This window comes from Microbulbifer sp. TYP-18 (assembly GCF_040932045.1).
GTDB lineage: Bacteria > Pseudomonadota > Gammaproteobacteria > Pseudomonadales > Cellvibrionaceae > Microbulbifer.
The window spans coordinates 29,919-49,900 of sequence record NZ_JBFRBC010000002.1; the positions used below are offsets into that span (position 1 = coordinate 29,919).

The following is a 19,982-nucleotide window of genomic DNA, read 5'->3' on the forward strand; positions in this document are numbered from 1 at the left end:
GTTCACGACAGCGCCTGTCTTAAATCCGGGGAAGCCGCTGCATGCACGCCACCGCCAGGATCCGCAACGCCGTCTCCCCGGGACTTACCTCCCTGCTGCTGGCACTGGCAATCCTGTGCGGCTGCGACACTGGTAAAAAAGAGAGCGAAGCACCGGCCCCCGAACCCGCGGCCGATCCCCCCAAACAAGAGGAACCGGCCCCGGAATTCACCAAGTCAGTGCAGTTGTATGGATCCGGCGCCTCTTCCCCACATCCGATTTTTTCCCAGTGGTTCAAAAACTTCACCGACAGATACAAGACGGTGACTATTGATTACCACGCCAAGGGCAGCAGCGCCGGCGTGCTGGACTTTATCCACGATGTGGTGAATTTCGCTGGATCGGACGCCGCCATGACCGACGAGGAGATGGCGCAGGCAACCCACGGCCTGGTGCTGCTGCCGGTGACTGCCGGCAAAATCGTACTGGCGTTCAACCTGCCGGGTGTGGAAGAACTGTATATGCCCCGAAAGGTGTATACGAAGATTTTCCTGGGTGAAATCACCAAATGGAACGACCCGCAAATTGCGGCGGCCAATCCCGACATCGACCTTCCGGACCTGGATATCACCCTGGTGACCCGCTCCGACGCATCCGGCACCAGCTATGTGTTCACCGGCCACCTGAGCGCCATCAGCGAGGAGTTCAGGAACAAAGTGGGCCCTGCAATCACACCCAGCTGGCCCAGCGAGGCCAATATCATCAAGGCGCCCAAAAACGACGGTGTGTCCGCGCGGATATCCCAAAAACCGGGCGCCATCGGTTACCTCAATTACGGTTACGCCAAACTGACCGGGCTGCCGGTGGCCAAACTGGAAAACCGCGCCGGCACCTATATCGACCCGGGACTGCATACAGGAGCCGCGGCACTGGTCGGCATCAGCTTCCCCAATGACACACTACCTGCCAGCGAAGTGCCCGATCTGGTTGCCTGGACCTGGGACCCGGAGGATGTACAGGCCTACCCCATCACCAACTTCTCCTGGCTGATAATCCCCACCGAGCACGACAACAGCTACGAGGCGGAGGCCCTCAACCTGCTGGTGAATTACATGCTGAGTGACGAGGCCCAGGCACTGGCGGACGAGTTGGGCTATATTCCACTACCGGAAGAAATTCGCGCCAAAGCGCGCGAGGCTGCCAAGTACATCCGCTGACCCGGAGTCCGCTACCCCCGAACCGGGCCTGGCTACATGGCATAAAACTGCTGCACCCCCAGCAGTACATTGGTGGTCGCCACCGAGGCGATGATCAGTCCCATTACCCGGCTGACGATACTGGCACCGGCATCACCAATCCAGCGATACACCCAGCGGGCGGTCAGCAACAGCAGCAAAACCAGGCCCAGCACCAGCAGCATGGCGGTAGCGGTGCGCATCTGATGGATGGGGTCGAAGCGGTGATTATCGGTCAACACCACCGCGGCCAGCATGGCCCCCGGCGACGCGATGGATGGCACGGCAAGGGGAAAAATGGCGGTCTCGTGGCCGCTCTGCACCATTTCCACTTCCTGTTCCGGCTTGCCCGGCCCAAAGATCATGGTGAGGGCGAACAGGAACAGCACCACACCGCCGGATACCTGAAACGCGGACAGGGGCACGCCGATGCTCTCCAGCAGAAACTGGCCCGCAACCAGAAAGAACAGCAGAATGCCGGTCGCCACCGCCACGGACAAAAAAGCGATTTTGCGCTTTTGCCACTCCGAATGGCGGGCCGTCACCGCGATGAACACCGGCAGTGTTCCCACCGGGTCTATCACCGCAAAGAAAAAGACAAAGCTACTGATCCAATCGTCCAAGTCCCGCTCCCGCTCACCGTGCTAACATCCGCCGTATAGGGCAATGCAAACTACCCGAGAAGCCGCACCAATGGCAAGAGTTTAGCGCATGACCAATCACTCTCCGACAGCGCGACGCATCGCCAAGACGATCCTCAATGGCTTCGACGCCTACTTCGCCGATTTTCAGAACATCACCCTGGGGGCCAAGGCGCGCTTCGAAAGGGCCGCCTGGCACGAGGCGCACCAGGCCAACCGGGAGCGCATCGACCTCTATAAAACCAAAGTCAACCAGGTGCTCAAGCTGGTGCACTCGGTCACCAGCAAGGACACGGCGGCGCTGGCGCTGTGGCGTGACGCCCGCCACACCTTTGCCCAGCTGATCGCCAATCACAGCAACTACGAAATTGCCGAAACCTTTTTCAACTCGGTGTTTTGCAGCCAGTTCCAGCACGCGCATATCCACGACAGCAACCTGTTTGTGAAGCCTTCGCGCACCCCCGACGACAAGCCGCTGCGGGATTACAGCATCTACATCAGCTACAGTGGTGCCGACGGCCTCGAATCCATGATCGGGGACATTCTCACTGATTACGGCTTCTCCATCCCCTGGGAAAAGCTGCCGCGGGATGTTGAGAATATCTGCGCCGTGCTGCGGGCCCGGCCGCTGGCCGGGCTGGCGGACGACAGGCTGCTGCGGGTGGATATGCTGGAGTCGGTATTTTACCGCAACAAGGCCGCCTACTTGGTGGGGCGCATGATGTTCGACGGACAGGTGATTCCCCTGCTGCTGCCCTGTCTGAACAACGGCCGCGGCGGAATCTTTGTCGACACTGTGCTGTACCGCAACGACTCCGCCAGTATCATTTTTAGTTTTACCCGCTCCTACTTCATGGTGGACGCGCCTATTCCATCGCGCTTCGTACGCTTCCTGTCCACCATAATGCCACTGAAAGAGCGCTCGGAGCTGTACAACTCCATCGGTTTTCACAAGCACGGCAAAACCGAGTTTTACCGGCATATTCTCGCCCATATGAAAACGAGCAACGACAAGTTTGTGGTGGCTCCGGGGATTCGCGGTATGGTCATGAGCGTCTTCACGCTGCCCTCCTATCCGGTGGTGTTCAAGGTGATCAAGGACAGGTTCGACCGGCCCAAGACAGTCACCGAAAAAATAGTGCGGGAAAAATACAAGTTCGTATCCCGCTCCGACCGGGTCGGCCGCATGGCGGATACCCAGGAGTACACCAATTTTATTTTTTACCGCAACCGTTTCAGCGACGAACTGCTGGAGGAACTGCAGGCGCTGGCGCCCTCCAAGCTGCATATGGACGACAAGTGGGTCATCATCAGGCACCTTTATGTAGAGCGGCGCATGGAGCCTCTCAACCTCTATCTCGAGCACGCCAGCGGGGACCAGGTGCGCGAAGCCATGGAGGAGTACGGCAACGCGATCAAGCAGCTGGCGGCGGCGAATATTTTCCCCGGCGATATGCTGTTGAAGAACTTTGGCGTAACGCGGCATGGACGGGTGGTTTTCTATGACTACGACGAACTCTGCCCGCTCACCGACTGCAACTTCCGCAGGATTCCCGACACCCATATGCCGGAACAGGAGCTGGCGGATATCCCCTGGTACACAGTGAACGAGAATGACGTCTTTCCGCAGGAGTTCCGCCTCTTCTTTTCCGGCAATCACGCCGCCCGCGAAGCATTCGAAGATGAGCACAGCGACTTATACGATTACCGCTATTGGCAGCACCTGCAGGAGCGGATACGCGCGGGACATATCGAGAGCGCCTTTCCCTATCGGCGCAAGTGGCGCTTCCGGCGCCGCAGTAACACTGCCCAACCCACGCAATAATTTAGCGCTATAGTCTTTATTATCCCGGCGACAAACCAAGCTGCCAGGATAATGCGGTACAGGCCGGCGCAAGCCCTTGAAAAGCAGGCGATTCCGTGTAATTGCACTGGTTTTCATGGGCGACAATCCAATCGCTGAGGGATCATCCATTGGATTGCAGGGTTAATAGGCAAGGAATTTTCCCCAAAGGAGAAAGGTGTGCGCTTTCGCGCCCCAGCGGCAGCTATCTGCGCTCTATACCTTCTGCTGGCCCAGGGTTGTGGCTACCTGCCCAGTGAAATGCCCGGGGTCAAAGGCAGGGACAGCAACGGCGTCCTCCGGCACACAACCAGGTGCAGCAACGGGGCGCGCGGCTTCAGCCATTTGACGTTTGCCGACCTCTTTATCACCACAGGCGACCCGGACACTCCTTTCCGCGCATCGGACAAGCTCCCACAGGAATACGATGTCAGCGCCTATGTCTGGAGTTACAAATCCTGCGAAGGCACCCCTAACTGCGCGGGCGGCGGTTATTTCACTCTGATTGAGCGGGGCCCCAGGGGGGATTACGGCACCTGGGTGGTGACCCCCCAATACCCGCGGATAGTGGTCCAATCCCGCTGTCGGGACCAGTTGAGGACCGGCGAGCGCTACCGGTTCTCGTTCAGCCGCGGGCAAATGGTGGGTTTTAATCGCTAACAGGTTGCTGAAAAAGCCGGCACCAAAGTCATTGCTCCGACAACTTCTGCCGCTTCAGGTAGGTATAGATAGCATCCTGGGCCCGCAGGTCCCGCCCAGTGCCCCGGTTGGCGATACGGGTGTTGCTCTGCTCCGCATCCAGCACCCGCGCCTTATGATTGTCGCTCCACTGGAGTTCCATAATTTTTTTGATGGAATCCCGGTGCATTTCATCGGTGATGGGAAAAGTCACTTCCACCCGGTGGTCCAGATTGCGGGTCATAAGGTCGGCGGATGACAGCCACACCTGGGGGTCCCCGTCATTGTGGAACAGGTATACCCGCGCGTGCTCCAGGTACTTATCCACCAGGCTGATCACCTCTATATTGTCGGACAGCCCCGAGGTTTCACACACCAGTGAGCACATGCTCCGCACTATGATACGAACCCTGACCCCGGCGGCGCTGGCGCGGTAGAGCCGCTCCACCACCTGGCTGTCCACCAGATTGTTGCACTTGAAAAACAGCGCCGCTTCCCTGCCCGCCTCGGCGGCTTCGATCTCCCGGTCGATGGCGGCGATCAGCGCCGGGCGATTGGTGTAGGGCGACACCGCGATATAGTTGTAGGTGGGGCGCTGATGTGTGTACTGGATAAACTCGAACACCTGGTAAACATCCTGCCCCAGCCCCTGATCGCTGGTAAGCAGGCTGAAATCGCAGTAGACCCTGGCAGTGCTCTCGTTGAAATTGCCCGTGCCCAGGTGGCTGTAGTAAACCCGCTCGCCGCCCTCCTGGCGCAGGATGGAAATCAGCTTGCAGTGCACCTTCAGTCCTGGAACGCCGTAGATGACATTGACCCCGGCGTCGCGCAGTTCATTGGACCAGTGAATATTGGCCAGCTCATCGAAGCGCGCCTGCAATTCCACCACCGCCGTGACCCGCTTGTTATTGCGCACTGCGTTCACCAGCGCCGCCACCACACGTGAATTTTTCGCCACCCGGTAGAGATTGATACGGATTTCCCGTACCTGGGGATCGATGGCGGCCGATATCAGCAGGTTGGTGATGGCGCGGAAGCTGTGGTAGGGGTAATACAGCAGCTGGTCGCGCCGCCTCAGCTGGTCGAATACACTTTCCCCCCGCGGCAGGATCAGAATCGGTTTCGGGCGCTTGTAGCAGAGCCGCGCCGAGTCCGCTGCAAAGGCCATAAAATCCTTGGAGTTGTGGTAGCGCCCTCCGGGTGTATAGCTGTCATAGCGCCCCATCTTCAGTTTCTTCTTCACCAGCTGCAACAGTACCTCCGGCATGCTGGCATCGTAGGCCAGGCGTACCGGGTCTGCCTGTTTGCGCTTTTTCAGGGATTTGGTCACACGGTCGACGATGTTCTGGGTTATATACTCTCCTAGCTCCAGCTCCGCGTCGCGGCTGATTTTGAACATATAGGCCTGTGCGGACTTGATCGGCAACACATTGCGGAACACCTCCGCCAGACAGGCGCGGATGATGTTGTCGAGCACTATGTAAACTTTTTCCTGCCGGTCCCGGCGCGGTGGAATCGTCACGAAACGCGGCAGATTGTCGGTGGGGATCTCCATCGCCGCGAACCGTTCGGAACCGTCCTCAAGGCGCAGGTAAATGGCGAAGTAAATACTGACCTCATTGAGCAGCGGCATGGTGTCGCGGTCATCGATAAAGAAGGGCTCTAGCTCCGGCAGTACTTCGTCGTGAAAATAATTTTCCACAAAACTGAGCTGGCGTTCACACAACTGATCTTCGTTGACTATGTGGATCTGGTGCCTGTCGAGATCCGCCAACACCTTGCTGTAGGCGGCAAAGGAGCGGTGCTGAAGCCGCAACACCTTTTCGTTGATTCTGTTCAACAGTTCGCGGAACCTGTCTCTCTGTTCCGGCCCCTTGGCAAACGCGGCCAGGCGGCGCACATCCGCCACCCGCACACGGTAGAATTCATCCAGGTTGCTGGAAAAGATCCCGAGAAAGCGCACCCGCTCGATAACGGGCACACTCTCATCCTCCACTTCCTGCAGCACACGTTCGTTGAAAGAGAGCCAGCTTAGCTCTTTGGGGTAGAGGGGCGTATTATTGGGCATGCAAAAACGTCCGATCAAAATGGACCCGGGCCAATCCGATTCCCGGTCGGGCCCCGGCACTGGAAGTGAGTGCCTGCATACCCTTACCTCAGTGGATTTCAGGGACGGCAATCAGCGGGGGAACAAGGGGACTGATTGACTGCCGGGTTAATCATAGCAGGGCAGTTTGCTACATTCAGATGACAGTTTATTGACTGAGTAGTGCATGGAGCAGGACATCGAACGCTATGCCGCACTGGACCTGGGGTCCAACAGCTTCCACCTGTTGCTGGCGGAGTTTCGTGAACAGCGTATGGTGCGCCTGCACACCGACCGCTCCATGGTGCGCCTGGCAGAGGGCCTGGACCCAGAGCGCCACCTGGACCCGGCGGTGGCAGAACGGGCCCTTGCGGCACTGCACCGCTTCCGCCCGGTGCTGGCCGGCCTGCCGGCGAACCATGTGCGCTGTGTCGGCACCAATACCCTGCGCCTGGTCCGCGATGCCGACGACTTCCTGGAGCGGGCGGAATCCATCCTCGGCGTGCCCATCGATATTATCAGCGGCATCGAGGAGGCGCGCCTTATCTACAGCGGTGTGATGGCCGCTGCCACCGGCCCCCCGCAACAGCGCTGTGTCATCGATATCGGCGGCGGCTCCACCGAGCTGGTGCGCGGGGTCGAAACCCCACAGCAGTTACAGAGCCTGTTTATGGGCTGCGTCTCATACAGCAGGCGTTTTTTCACCGACGGCATAATTCGCACCGCCAATGGCAATAATTTCCAGCGCGCGCGCCGCGCTGCACGGGCGGAGCTGCAGGAACTGCAGCACCTGGCCGACGGGGCCGAAGTGATCGGCGCTTCCGGCACCATCAAATCCGTCGCCCGGATTCTCAATCGTGGCGAGCCGGGGGAGATCGAGCGGCAGGCGCTGGACCAACTCGCCGCAAAGGTGGCCGACACCCCCCGGGTGGAGGAGATCGACCTGGCCGGCCTGGAGCCGGAACGACGACCGGTGTTTGCCGCCGGCCTGGCGATACTGCACGGCATCTTTTGTGAACTCGATATCCGCGCCATGCGCGTCTCCCCCTACGCCATCCGCGAGGGCATAGTGCACGATCTCGCCGGTCGCCTGCACGGCGGCGACAGGCGCAGCGATACGGTGGCAGCGCTGATGCAGCAATCCCGGGTGGACCGGCGCCAGGCGCAGCGCGTCGGTGACACAGCCCTGCACTTTTTGTCGCAGCTGCGCCCCCAGTCCGACGACGAACACCGGCGCCTGCGCTGGGCCGCGCAACTGCACGAGCTGGGTCTGGCCCTGTCCCACAGCGACTTCCGCAGGCTGGGCGCCTATATGATCGAACACGCGGACCTGGCGGGTTTCGGTACCAGCGAGCAGGAAAACATCGCGCACCTGGTGCGCAATCAGCGCGGGCGCATCAAACCGCCGCGGGAGCACTACGGCTTCCACCCCAGTCCGGACCTGCTGCTGTGCCTGCGGCTGGCCTGTACCATTCACCGGGACCGCAGTGACCGCAACGCCGGCGAGCTGCAACTGGTTGCCCACGCGGGCGGCTACACTCTGCGCGTACACCAGTCGTGGCTGGATCGACATCCCGCTATCGAGGATCTGTTGTACCAGGAGTCGGAGCATTGGCAGAACCAGCCCCTCAGCCTGCAATTGAGCCCACAATGAAGAAGTTGACCCAAGTTGCCCTCAGCCACCGCTACGCCGACCTCGGCGAGGTTTTTGGCAGCCGGGTTGCACCCACGCCGTTTGAACACCCCCGCCTGCTGCACGTCAATCCACAGGTGCTGACGCTGCTGGGTATAGACCCCGCCACAGCCGGCGACCCGGCCTGGGCCGCCATCGGCTGCGGCAAGCGTCTGCTGCCGGGCAGCCGGCCCTTCGCCATGAAGTACACCGGCCACCAGTTCGGGGTCTACAATCCCGACCTTGGGGACGGCCGCGCGCTGTTGCTGGGCGAGATAGAACAGGACCAGCGACTGTGGGAGCTGCACCTGAAAGGTGCCGGCAAGACGCCCTATTCCCGTTTTGGCGACGGGCGCGCGGTGCTGCGCTCGACTATTCGCGAATACCTTGCCGGAGAAGCACTGCACGGCCTGGGTATCCGCAGCACCCGCGCCCTCTGCCTGGTGGGCAGCGACGAACCGGTGACCCGTGAAAGCATTGAAACCGGCGCCATGCTGATTCGGGTTGCGCGCACCCATGTGCGCTTCGGCCATTTCGAGTACCTCTTCTACACCCGGCAACTGCAGGCACTACAGCAACTGATTGACTTTGTCTGCCGGCGCTTCCTGCCCCAGAGTCTCTCCCTGCCGCCGCCGGAGCGGGCCGAGGCACTGCTGCGCTTCGCGGTGAGGCGCAGTGCCGAGCTGGTGGCCGCCTGGCAGGCCCAGGGCTTCGCCCACGGGGTGCTCAACACCGACAATATGTCGATTATCGGCGACACTTTCGATTTCGGTCCCTACGGCTTTCTCGACGATTACGAGCCGGAATTTATCTGCAACCATTCCGACCACACGGGCCGTTACGCCTTCGAGCAACAACCGGGGGTGGTGTTGTGGAATCTGAACGCCCTGGCGCACGCTTTTTCCGCGCTGGTCAGCACCGACACATTGCGGGACTCCCTGGAAGATTTTCAGCCACAGCTGACGGATCACTATGCGGCGCTCATGGGACGCAAGCTCGGTCTCGCCAAACCCGAGGAGGGGGATCACAAACTCTGTGCCGATCTGCTGCAACTGCTCGCCGCGGCCCGGGCCGACTATACGCTGTTCTTCCGCGCCCTGGCCCACTATGGCGGCGAACGCCCGCCCGGCGCCCTGATAAATCTGCTGCCGGAACCGCACCACCAGGCACTGCTCGACTGGCTGCACCACTATGACGAACGGCTGGCCCGGGATGACAGTGGCGACGACCGCAACAGCGCCATGCTGGCCGCCAACCCCAAGTTTATCCTGCGCAATTATCTGGCGCAGAAAGTCATAGACGCCGCCGAAGCCGGCGACTTTCAGCCGCTGCAGACCCTGTTTGAACTGCTGCAATCCCCCTTTGACGAGCACCCGGAGCACGAAACCTGGGCGGCGGCCCCGCCGGCATCGGGCAAGCATATGCCCATCAGCTGTTCCTCCTGAACCGGCGGTAAGTCGAGGCATGGACAATAAACTTCACGCGCCAGGGCTACAATGGATATAGATTCTCTTTTCCACCAGCGACTTGGTGTATGCTCCTGGTCACCTGCATAGCTAAGGATATGAACAATGATGAGAAATCTGCTGTGGGCGACATCCGCCCTGCTGTTTGCGCTGCAGGCCAGCGCCGCCGACGTGTTGGGAAACTGGCAAACCGTCGATGACGAAACCGGACAGGCAAAATCCATTGTCGAGATTTATCAGAAGGGCGGCAAATATTACGGCCGTGTCGTGGACCTATTGATGAGGCCCGACGACACAGTGTGCGATAAATGTCCCGGCGATCGCAAAGGCAAACCCATCGTGGGCATGGATGTCATCACCGGCATGGTGAGAAGCGGCGACAAGTACGAGGGCGGACAGATTCTGGACCCCAACAACGGCAAAGTCTACGACTGCAAGCTCTGGCTCGAGGGCGGGCAGCTGAAAGTGCGCGGCTACCTGGGTTTCTTCTACCGCACCCAGACCTGGACCCGGCCCAGCTAAGCGGCTATTGCCACCCTCAAAACACCAGTGACTGCACCGGATCAAGGGCGCTAGTTTTTCATTGGCGGGTTGGGTGTTACCAGATTCCACCAGAATTCGAAAGTGTCGAGCAGGGACAGCAGAGTTTTCAGCTGTTCCCGATCCCCGGTCAGTTTTAGTGACCCGTCCTGCAACTTGTCTTCCACAGCCACCGTGCCGAGAATAATTTCATTAAGATCGCTGCGGTTGATAGTCAGGCTCGTGTCCGGACGATCGACAGGCGCACCGTAATTCAGTACGCCATTTTCCAACACCAGAGAATAATTACCCTTCACGTCCGGTAGCGATAGGTTGACGGAGATGTTTTTCCCCGCCGCCTTGGGGCCATTCAGCCGGATGGCAAGGTAGTCGAAAAAGTCCTCTATGGGCATGCTGCGAATAGAGTCGGCACTGGCGGGTACCGGAACGGGCAGCTTCTGCACTCCGCCCCGCAACTCCTTGGCACCGCTGAGAAAGAAGTTGCGCCAGGAGCCATTCTCCTGCTGGTAACCCAGCTGTTCCAGTGCATCTGCCAGCAGGTTTCGCGCGGCATCATTGTCCGGTTCCGCAGAGACCACCTGGTCCATCACCTGCGCAACCCAGCGGTAATCGCCCGCATCAAAATCTTTTCTGGCGCGCTCCATCACCTTGTCCGATCCCCCCATATACTCCACGAATCGCTTGCCCGCCTCCGCCGGAGGCAGGGGGTACAGGCGCGCCGGATTGCCATCGAAAAAACCCAGATAATAATTCCACACCGCGCGGGTGTCGTGGTTGACGCTGCCGTAGTAACCCCGGTTTGCCCAGTAGTCGGCCAGTTCAGGGGGAAGCTCCATCATCTCCGCCGCCTCAACCATGTTGTAGCCGTGATTGGCAAGCCGCAGGGTCTGGTCGTTGAGATACTTGTACAGGTCGCGCTGTTTTTTAAGGTGGTTGACCACATTTTCCCGGCCCCAGGTCGGCCAGTGGTGTGGGCCGAACAACACCTTGGCCTTGTCTCCCCAACGGCGCAATGTGTCATCCAGGTAAGAGGACCAGGCCCGCGCATCCCGGACCTTGGCCCCCCGGAGGGTATACAGATTATGCAGCGTGTGATTGGCATTCTCGGCCGCCGTTACGGCATTCAGCTGGGGTATATAAAAATGCATCTCCGCGGGAGCCTCTGATCCCGGCGCTAGCAAAAATTCATAGGTCAGGCCATCGAGTTCCACCGTCTGCCCGTTTTTGGTGATGACCTCCGTCGGCTCGATAAAAGTCACCTCGCCGGCTGAGGTACCCAGCCCCAGGCCCGTGCCCAGCCCTCCCTTGGGACCTTTGGGCAGCAGATTGCCAAACATAAAACTCGCCCGGCGCCCCATATGGTTGCCGGCGAACACGTTTTCACTCACCGCCTCCTCGACGAAACCTTCCGGTGCAATGATTTTCACTTTGCCCGCTTTCACATCGGCCTCGTCCACCACACCGCGGACCCCTCCAAAATGATCCGAGTGGCTGTGGGTATATATAACCCCCAGCACCGGCTTGTTGCCGCGGTGTTTGCGATACAGTGCCAAAGCCGCAGCAGCGGTTTCCTTAGAGATCAGGGGATCCATCACCAAAACCCCTTCATCGCCCTCGATAAAGGTGATATTGGAAAGGTCTGCCCCTCGCACCTGATAGATCCCCGGTATCACCTCATACAAGCCACCCTGGGAGATGAGCTGCAGCTGACGCCACAAACTGGGATTCACGGTATCCGGGGCGGCACTGTCCATGGCAAAGTCGTAGGCGCTCCGGTCCCATATGACATTGCCCTTTGCATCCTTGATCACACCACCGTCGGGCAGTGGCGCAATAAGGCCGCGCTTAACGTCAGCAAAATCCTGCCGGTCATTAAAGGGCAGCGCGTCCGTGACTTTTGCATTCGCGCGTTTGGTAGCGGAAGTTGCGGGCTTTGGTTCCTGGGACTGGACCACCGCAACCAGACTGAAACCCAATGCCACTGAGCTGGCCAGGATCAACGCCCTTGAGATCGACTTTCCCATAACCGCGCCTGTCCATATTCACTGTCAGGGCATAAGTGTAGCCAAGCCCCTGCGCCCTACCGGTAACTGCTCAACCAGCAGTGGCCTCCCGCTGCGGACCGGACAGCAACAACAGCAGTGGAATGGCGGCGAGGCTGATCCACATCAGCAGTTGGAAATCGTTCACATAGGCGATCTCCGCCGCCTGGCGACTGACTTCCTGTACCACCTGGGCCGGCAGCGCTGCCAGTGCCTCTCCCCTGGCAGTGTCCGAGAGCTCCACCGGAGGCTGCAGGCGCGCACCCAACTGCTGCTGGTTCACCCACAGATTGCGCGTCAATACCGCCGTCACCACGGACACGCCGATACTGCTGCCGAGGTTGCGCGACAGACTGAACAGTGCCGTCGCCTCCCCCCGCAGTGCCGCCGGCAGGGTCGCATAGGCGAGGGTGGAGATGGGCACGAACACCAGTCCCAGGCCCGCACCCTGCAGCAGCCCGGTCCATACCAGCGCGGACTGGGACACCTGCAGGGTGAAGCCGGACATCCAGTGCAGTGACAGGCTCACACACAGGATACCCACCAGGATCAACAGCCGGCCGTCGATAAACCGCAGCAGTCGCCCCACCACCAGCATCGCCGCCATGACTCCCAGTCCCCGCGGCATCATCACCAGGCCAGTGGTCACTACCGGATAACCCTTCCACTGCTGCAGGTATGAGGGCAGCAATGCCAGTGTGGCCAGCAGGATGATGCCGACCACAAAGATAAACACCAGCCCCGAGACATAGTTGCGATCGCGAAACAGTCCGGGGGACAGGAAGGGCGTTTTGGTGGTCAGGGAGTGGACCAGGAACAGATACAAGCCCAATGACGCGGCTATTCCATAAACCTGAATTTCCAGCGATTCAAACCAGTGCACCTGCTCGCCGCGGTCCAGCAACAGTTGCAGGGCACCCACCGCCAGAGCCAGCAGGCCAAAGCCCAGGGCATCGAAGCGCGGCGCCTCTTTACGGTCCTCGGGCAGATATAGATAGATGCCTATCAGCGACAATATGCCCAGGGGCAAATTGATGTAGAAAACCCAGCGCCAGGAGTGATACTCGGTGAGCCAGCCCCCCAGGGTTGGTCCCAGGACCGGCCCGATCATAACCCCCAGACCCCAGATACTCATGGCGGACGCATGGCGCTCCCGGGGAAAGGTATCCAACAGCGTGGCCTGGGACAGGGGCACCAGCGCCGCGCCAAAAACACCCTGTAACAGCCGCCACAGTACCATCTCGTCGAGACTGGAGGCCTGGCCGCACATGGCGGAGGCGGCGGTGAATCCGGCTACCGACCACAGAAACAGGTTGCGGCGGCCAAAGCGGCGGGACAGGTAACCCACCGGCAGCGTCATAATGGCTGCGGCCACGATATAGGAAGTGAGCACCCAAGTAATCTGATCACTGCCGGCGCCGAGGCTGCCCTGCATATGGGGCAGGGCCACGTTGGCGATGGTGGTGTCCAACACCTGGATAACGGTGGCCAGCATGATACTGACCGTGATCATCAGCTCATTGCCGCGCCGGCTGCCGGCGGCGGGCCCCACGCCTAGGGCCTGCTCACACTAACTGAGCCAACCCTTGGGGTTGCGACGGGAAAAGCGCCACCCTTCGTTACCTGTGGTTCATCTGGAGCAACCAAACCGTTCTCCTACTGCCTCGATTGGCGCGTTTTCTATCACAACAAGGCCAATCCAGTTAAAGCACCACCCGGTCTTTTTCATCCGTTGCGGAACGGGCCGAAACCACTGTGTCGTCCTCACTGGTATCGATGCGTACCTGGGCGCTCATACCGGCACGCAACGGCGGTGCATCCTGGACCGGGTAAAGACGCAGGCGCACCGGTACCCGCTGCACCACCTTGACCCAGTTGCCACTGGCATTCTGTGGTGGGATCAGCGCAAACTCACTGCCGCTGGCAGGGCTCAGGCTCTCCACCTGCGCCTGCCAGGTAAAGTCCGGATAGGCATCCAGGGTCACTTCGGCCCGTTGGCCGGCGCGCACCCGCGCCAGCTGGGTCTCCTTGAGGTTTGCCTCCACCCAGATACCCTTCGCCGCCAGCATACTGATCAGGCCGACACCGGCGCGGGCCATCTCACCCGCCTGGGGTACCTCATTGGCGATGACCCCATCTACCGGCGCCAGAATTCTGGTCTGCGTCAGTTCATAGCGCGCCTTGTCCAGCTGCGCCTGGGCCACTTTCAGGTCCGCCTGCGCCTCCAGTGGCGCCTGGGGATTGCCCCCCAACTCGGCTCGCAAACTGGCCAGCTTTTCACTGTTGATGGCAATCTTGGCCTGCGCCCGCTCTAGTTGCTGGCGCGAGTCGTCCAGTTGGGACTCGGACAGAGCCACTCGGCCCAACTTCTCGTTGCGCTCCAGTTGGCGCCGGAAGTAGTCCGCATCGTTGCGCGCCTGTTGCAGAGTGGCCACCGCCTCCGCATAGTCGGCGCGGCGGGCCAACAGTCGATTGCGTATCTGGCTCAGGTGCGCCTCCGCTTCCTCCACCGCCAGTTGAAACGGCGTCTCGTCCAGCTGCAACAACAACTCACCGCTGACCACCTGTTGATTCGCCTTCACCGCCACTGTGGCGATGACGCCGCTCACCTCCGATGAAAGCGACAGCTTGTCCGCCTTGATATAGGCGTTCTCCGTATATACGCTGCCGCGGCCACCAAACAGGCACCAAGCCGTCACCAGTGCCGCCAGCAAAATTCCGGCGGCAAACCCCAGGCGCCGGGGTGAAACCCGGGCCGCAACTTTCATCCATTCTTTGATCACGCGAACATTCCTCCGCTCGGCCCCGCTCAGAGAACTCACGTCAGGTTGAGCCGCAGCCGCCCCAGCAGCGTCTGCAGCAGTTGTATTTCTTCGGCTGAGAAGCCTGTCAGTGCCCTGGCCCGGGTCTTCAGCGCCAGATCGCCCAGCACCTGCAGCGCCGGTGTGGCGCTTTCAGTAAGAAAAATACGGAAGCAGCGGCGATCGCTGGGATCCTGGCGCCGCTCTATCAACCCCTCGTCCTGCAATTTATCCAGTTGTCGCGCCAGACTGATGGGCGCCACATCCATACGCTCGGCCAGCTCCGCCTGCTTCACTCCCTGGTCCCGCGCCAGCTGCCACAACACCTGCCAGCGCGAGCGGCTGAGGCCGTGGGCCCCGGCACGCCGGTCGAAGTCGCGCCGCATCAGGCGCGCTGCACTGTGGAGTTCGAAGCTCATTTTGGCCGCACTCTCTTGCACTGGCTGTTGCGGCTCCGGCTCGCCCAAGGCACTTTCGTTGTCGGTCTTCATAATATTCCCTTATTTTAATGGCGCGTATTATAAGCATCCTTATGATTTGCGCAAACCGACCATATGCGCAGCGGCATCCGGAAATGGCGGGAAACAGGGAAGAGGGGAAAATACAGGAAACCCTTTGTGTCCCCAGGCAGGCACAATGGCGCCCAGGGTCAGCGATGTCACCAATAGGGCAAGGGCCCGCGACGCCGTGCTGAAGGTACTGCAGGCGCCACTATTGCAGGTGCCCCCGGCATTGCACCCTGCCGGGCCAGACCCGGCGGCATGCGCCTTTTTCTATTCCTCCCGGGCGGCTTCGAGCTTTTGCGTCTCCCGCACCTGAAGAATGCGCCGGCTGTCCATTTCACCGCGGATGGTTACCCGGTCCCCGGACTTCATGCCCCTGCGCTTGAGTTCCCCGGCGTCGAGAAAATAGTAGTTACCGCTCTGCTCATCCTTCAGGGAAAAGCGGCGCTCCACCTTCCCGCTCTCAAAGTCTTCGAAGATAAGCTCTTCCAGGGTTCCGGTAACCACCTCTTCCGCCTGGGCGAGGAGACTAAAAGCCAACCCTGCTGTCAGTGCCAAAACTCTAAACATACTCTGCACCCCGTCTATTTTCTGTCCCATTGAGCGGGCAATCAAAAGGTCCCCCGCTCTTCTTGTTAGTCGCCACCGCTGCAATACCAGCGCAAACCACCGGGCTGTCACTCGCCATAGGTAACGGTGATCACAGCCGACTGCCTGGCTGCATCCCTGGACTTGTAGGCGATACTGAGTCCGGCAGACTCATCGCTAAAACTGTCGCCGGGCTCTTTGAGTACAGCGACATGGTTGGAAGTTCTACCATTGAGATAGTGAACCGTCACTGAATGCTGAAAGTGCGGCCGGGGATTGAGCACCTCATGGGCCACATGGTAGTTGACATAATAATAGCTTTGACCGTTGCGGCTGCCGGCGCTCGCCACCTTCAGCTGCTGGGGCAGGTCGCCCGCGAGTTCACCGGCCGTCAGCTCAATTGCCTGTATCTCCAGATCTCGGGCGCTATTTGCCAGCCGCTCTACGCTAACGCTGTATTGCGGAAACAGGCTATACCATTCCAGGTAATCCCGGTGCGCGCCGCCAAAAAGCCGGGACTGGAAGCGGTTGCCCATAAATGCGCCGTCAGTACCATACTCACTGTCGCCGCTATCCTCGACATCCCCGTCATTGTTGCTGTCCCAGCCGGCATGGCCGAGGCCGATGTTGTGGCCCAGCTCATGCCCCAGGATATTCTGGTCCGAAGAGGAGACCACCATGCTCATCCCGCCTGTCACGCTGGCGATGCCGGTCCCCACCAACCCCGCTGTCCTGGCGGCCTGTGGGTAGATAAACACCTGATGGCGCCAGTCGCGCAGATTCAAAGGCTGGCCCTGGTCGTCCACGAAGTTGTCCCGCGCCCACTGATAGGCCTTGTCCCGCCAGGTAAACCCTCGGTCGGTATACTCGCCGCCGAGACCGGCGCGGTCCGCGGCATCCTGCATACTCAGAATACCGCCATTCTGACTGTCGGGAATATCGAAACTCAAACAGTCCAGGGAACTCTCTTCGATACTCGGCTCCCCATAGCAGTAGTAATCCAGGGAATTGTCGTTGGTGCGATGGCGGAGGAAGCCCAACTGACCCAGGGAGTTTTTCCGGTAACTGTTGTCCAGCGAATCCACGTCGTTAAATACCATATCCGCGATATCCGCCATACTGGCCCTGTCCGTCGCCGACCCGTCGGAAAAATTCATCAGCACGAACACGATAGTGTTTTCCGTCGCCTCCAGGGTGGAAACAGAAAAGACCACCGTCTGCTCTGAACCATCACTCAGTGTAAAAGTGACGGAGTCCGTTGCGGACTCACCGGCATTGAGGCTGTCCACGTTGCTATTCAGGCTATATTCCCAGGCGCCGTTCGCGTCCAGCCGGAAATCGCCGTAACTGCCGGAAACGACACCCGGAGTGAATTCCGGAGTATTGCCGTCCACATCCTCCAGGGTCAGGGTGCCAGAAGCAAATGTCTTACTGCCCGCGACCATCAACGCCAGGGGCGACTCAGGCTGAAAGCTGTAAGGATCGTCGTAGCCGGTGACCGATAGGGTAACGGTGGCAGTTGTGCCGCTGCCATCCACACCCACAGTGAACGCATCCACCACCTGCTCACCTCCGTCCAGGGGGTCCGCCAGTTCACTGTCCAGCGTATAGGTCCAGCTGCCATCCGCAGATGTCTCCAGTTCACCGTAAAGTCCCTGAAAGTGACTGGCCTCAAAAGTTCTGCCGCCATCGGCACTGTCCACAAGCCTGCCGGAGGCTGTGGTTGTGGTGTTTTCCACCACACTGCCCTCTCCACCACTGATTACACTGGTTGGAACCTCTTCAGCATCATCCCCATTGTCTGAACTGCCACCACCACCACAGGCGACAAGGAGCACGGACAGGCTACATAAGGCGAATGACTTCAAGGGCTTATTCATAGCGGTTCCGGTCAATCCAATTGTTTGCGATAGAATCAAGGCGGCATTATAAGAAAGCCCTCCTGGCTGTTCTGTGACACCGACTACAGATTGCCAAGCCACGGGAGCAATTGGCCAGGTTAATATTGTCTATACAGACAGTAATTACCGATATTTGTCGAATAATTACTAAGGAGGCTTGTGTCAACCCCGAAAGACCCGGGCTTTCATAATGCCTCTATCAACAGGTTCCGGCCCCGGATTCAAACTGCTATCTGTATCGACAGTGTTGCAAAGCGGAATCAAACCCTGACCGCCGGGACAGTCTCGCGGACATCGACACTGGCCGTAAACTTGACTGGTTACCAATCTCGCCCCAAAACAATTTGCCTCATCCACCCACGCGAACCCGCATATCTCAATTACCAAGTAGCCCGGAAAGTCGCAACGCTTAAACATTGGTTTTTCCAGTTGCCGGCTTCCCATAGAGTCTCCGATGGAGCCACCCAACCCTTCCGGCATAGAAGTCCCTAATCCATCCACCAGTAGAGAGAAGCCTGCGATAGGGATTCAGCTGCCTCTGTGCCGGCGATACCTTAAGCCACGCATGAAATCCGTCCGCCTTACCATCCGGTTCTTCGGGGTCACTTCCCGACGAAAAACCTCCGATGCAGCCATTGGACAATAATCCGCTGCTCAACTAACGTAATTAGGCGCTGGGCTTATATACGTAGGAGATTACAGATGAAAAGGGTTCACTCACTGTCTGAACTGCAATTAGCCATAGAGAAGAACGAAAAGGACATTCGGATAGAGGGAACCATATCCAACATTGGCGTGATGATACTTGGCGACGGCCAGTGCCTTTCCGGCGGGTGCCTCGAATTCAAGTCCAAAGGCCTTGGCTTGACGTCGAATAATACCTTAAAGAATATCACCATAGTTTGCCCCCCGGTGGAGCAGGCCATCTGGAATCATCCCCAAATCGAGGATTTCGGGACACTGTCGATGAACCATGTCAAGACCTATGGCCAGGTCAATATCATCGCCGCGCAGGGTTTCAACATGGGGACGCTAGTGGCTGAAGACGTCCATGTGATTGAAGCCGACGTTAGAGGTCGGGAACAGCGTCCGTTTAAATATGCTGTGGAGACCTTGCAGGGTGGATTTAACATCTGGAATCAATGTCCCGAAAACACCGAATTGACGGTTCGGCTAACCAATATTGCCATTGGCACACCGGCGACGCCGGTTAGGGGTAGCGGAATATTCGTATCTGGCTATTCAGAGAGCAGTAATGTAGGAGGCGTCGTTAAAGGAAAAGAAGTATCCACAAAGGGAATATTTACCGATGGGGGTATATCACCGGCAACACCCAACCTGATTAGTGGCGGAGTATTCATTTGCTACGGCAGTTTCTTTGAGAAAGTGGTGAATAAGGAAAGAGTAGTCACTTTCGGCCCCAACGATATGGTGCTCGACCTGTGGGGCGATGTCAAAAACTGGCATGTTTTAGACCAGCTGCTCTCCTATGGTCCCAGCGCAATAGGTTTTGTAAACTTTGGCAATATTGACAAACTTAAAATCGATGCAGAGATTATCACAAGGGGCGATGGCTCACGGGGTTTTAACCTGTATGACGGCTCTCTGCAGGAACTCGAAATCCATTCAATCACCACCCATGGCGACGGCAGTGTCGGCCTCCAGATCAGCAAGCCACTCAATCGCATCACCATTTGCGAAGATGTCAAAACCTACGGCCAGTCCGGTTCCAGCCTGGTCAAGGGTGTTGTCGTTAATCTTAAAGCCATTGCGGTAAGTATTAAAGAAGGGGGTATTGTGGAAGAACTGAATATTGGAGGATCGCTGATTTCGATGGGGGATGATACACCCACCCTTGAAGTTAACGGAGAAATCAAATCAATAAACGTGGGGGAAGAGATTGTTGCATTCGGCAAAGGTTCCAATGCAGTGTCTATCGCGAAAAATGCAACTTTTGAAGCTTCGAATATTAATCGAAGGGAACGGCACCCCCGCTAGAACCTGTTT

The 19,982-nt window shown here is 58.8% G+C and carries 15 protein-coding genes; 7 read left to right on the forward strand and 8 right to left on the reverse strand.

The features are described from left to right. Nucleotides 1-41 precede the first annotated feature (41 nt). Nucleotides 42-1,196 carry a phosphate ABC transporter substrate-binding protein PstS gene (pstS, locus tag ABVT36_RS02370; protein WP_368455089.1) on the forward strand — a complete coding sequence of 385 codons (1,155 nt, stop codon included), beginning with the start codon at nt 42-44 and terminating at the stop codon, nt 1,194-1,196. A 32-nt stretch (nt 1,197-1,228) separates the two neighbouring features. On the opposite strand, the gene ABVT36_RS02375 is transcribed toward pstS, so the two are convergent. Further along, nucleotides 1,229-1,837: a MarC family protein gene (locus tag ABVT36_RS02375; protein ID WP_367149611.1), complete on the reverse strand. Its 609-nt coding sequence runs from the start codon at nt 1,835-1,837 to the stop codon at nt 1,229-1,231. Nucleotides 1,838-1,925: 88 nt separating this feature from the next. On the opposite strand from ABVT36_RS02375, the gene aceK reads away from it, so the two are divergent. Continuing rightward, nucleotides 1,926-3,680, forward strand: coding sequence for a bifunctional isocitrate dehydrogenase kinase/phosphatase (gene aceK / locus ABVT36_RS02380; RefSeq protein WP_368455090.1), 1,755 nt, complete (start codon nt 1,926-1,928; stop codon nt 3,678-3,680). 198 nt (nt 3,681-3,878) lie between these two features. Then, nucleotides 3,879-4,358, forward strand: a complete 480-nt coding sequence (locus ABVT36_RS02385) for a hypothetical protein (RefSeq protein ID WP_368455091.1) — start codon at nt 3,879-3,881, stop codon at nt 4,356-4,358. A gap of 28 nt (nt 4,359-4,386) precedes the next feature. On the opposite strand, the gene ppk1 is transcribed toward ABVT36_RS02385, so the two are convergent. Next, complete coding sequence (ppk1, locus tag ABVT36_RS02390; RefSeq protein ID WP_368455092.1) at nt 4,387-6,444, reverse strand: polyphosphate kinase 1; 2,058 nt, start codon at nt 6,442-6,444, stop codon at nt 4,387-4,389. Nucleotides 6,445-6,649: 205 nt separating this feature from the next. Between ppk1 and ABVT36_RS02395 the strand changes: the two genes are divergently transcribed. The 3 genes from ABVT36_RS02395 (at nt 6,650) to ABVT36_RS02405 (ending at nt 10,122) form a co-directional block, all read left to right on the forward strand. After that, nucleotides 6,650-8,116 carry a Ppx/GppA family phosphatase gene (locus ABVT36_RS02395; RefSeq protein WP_368455093.1) on the forward strand — a complete coding sequence of 489 codons (1,467 nt, stop codon included), beginning with the start codon at nt 6,650-6,652 and terminating at the stop codon, nt 8,114-8,116. After that, nucleotides 8,113-9,579, forward strand: coding sequence for a YdiU family protein (locus tag ABVT36_RS02400; protein ID WP_368455094.1), 1,467 nt, complete (start codon nt 8,113-8,115; stop codon nt 9,577-9,579). Before ABVT36_RS02395 ends, ABVT36_RS02400 begins: the two co-directional genes overlap by 4 nt. A gap of 126 nt (nt 9,580-9,705) precedes the next feature. After that, the gene (locus tag ABVT36_RS02405) at nt 9,706-10,122 is read left to right on the forward strand and encodes a DUF2147 domain-containing protein (RefSeq protein WP_367149617.1); all 417 of its coding nucleotides are present in this window, start codon (nt 9,706-9,708) and stop codon (nt 10,120-10,122) included. Nucleotides 10,123-10,172: 50 nt separating this feature from the next. Here ABVT36_RS02405 and ABVT36_RS02410 read toward each other — a convergent pair whose 3' ends face one another. The 6 genes from ABVT36_RS02410 to ABVT36_RS02435 all read right to left on the reverse strand — a co-directional run bounded on the left by ABVT36_RS02410 (nt 10,173) and on the right by ABVT36_RS02435 (nt 17,954). Next, nucleotides 10,173-12,164, reverse strand: coding sequence for an alkyl/aryl-sulfatase (locus ABVT36_RS02410; protein WP_368455095.1), 1,992 nt, complete (start codon nt 12,162-12,164; stop codon nt 10,173-10,175). Between the two features lie 70 nt (nt 12,165-12,234). Further along, the gene (locus tag ABVT36_RS02415; protein WP_368455096.1) at nt 12,235-13,734 is read right to left on the reverse strand and encodes a DHA2 family efflux MFS transporter permease subunit; all 1,500 of its coding nucleotides are present in this window, start codon (nt 13,732-13,734) and stop codon (nt 12,235-12,237) included. 151 nt (nt 13,735-13,885) lie between these two features. Continuing rightward, nucleotides 13,886-14,965 (reverse strand): HlyD family secretion protein, encoded by a 1,080-nt coding sequence (locus tag ABVT36_RS02420; protein WP_368455097.1) that lies wholly within the window; start codon nt 14,963-14,965, stop codon nt 13,886-13,888. Nucleotides 14,966-15,000: 35 nt separating this feature from the next. Continuing rightward, nucleotides 15,001-15,474 (reverse strand): MarR family winged helix-turn-helix transcriptional regulator, encoded by a 474-nt coding sequence (locus ABVT36_RS02425; protein ID WP_368455098.1) that lies wholly within the window; start codon nt 15,472-15,474, stop codon nt 15,001-15,003. A gap of 282 nt (nt 15,475-15,756) precedes the next feature. Beyond that, entirely contained in the window at nt 15,757-16,056 is a 300-nt protein-coding gene (locus ABVT36_RS02430) for a hypothetical protein (RefSeq protein ID WP_368455099.1), read from the reverse strand. A gap of 107 nt (nt 16,057-16,163) precedes the next feature. After that, nucleotides 16,164-17,954, reverse strand: a complete 1,791-nt coding sequence (locus ABVT36_RS02435; RefSeq protein ID WP_368455100.1) for a VCBS domain-containing protein — start codon at nt 17,952-17,954, stop codon at nt 16,164-16,166. A 723-nt stretch (nt 17,955-18,677) separates the two neighbouring features. Here ABVT36_RS02435 and ABVT36_RS02440 point away from each other — a divergent pair. Continuing rightward, nucleotides 18,678-19,973 carry a hypothetical protein gene (locus ABVT36_RS02440; protein WP_368455101.1) on the forward strand — a complete coding sequence of 432 codons (1,296 nt, stop codon included), beginning with the start codon at nt 18,678-18,680 and terminating at the stop codon, nt 19,971-19,973. Nucleotides 19,974-19,982 lie beyond the last annotated feature (9 nt).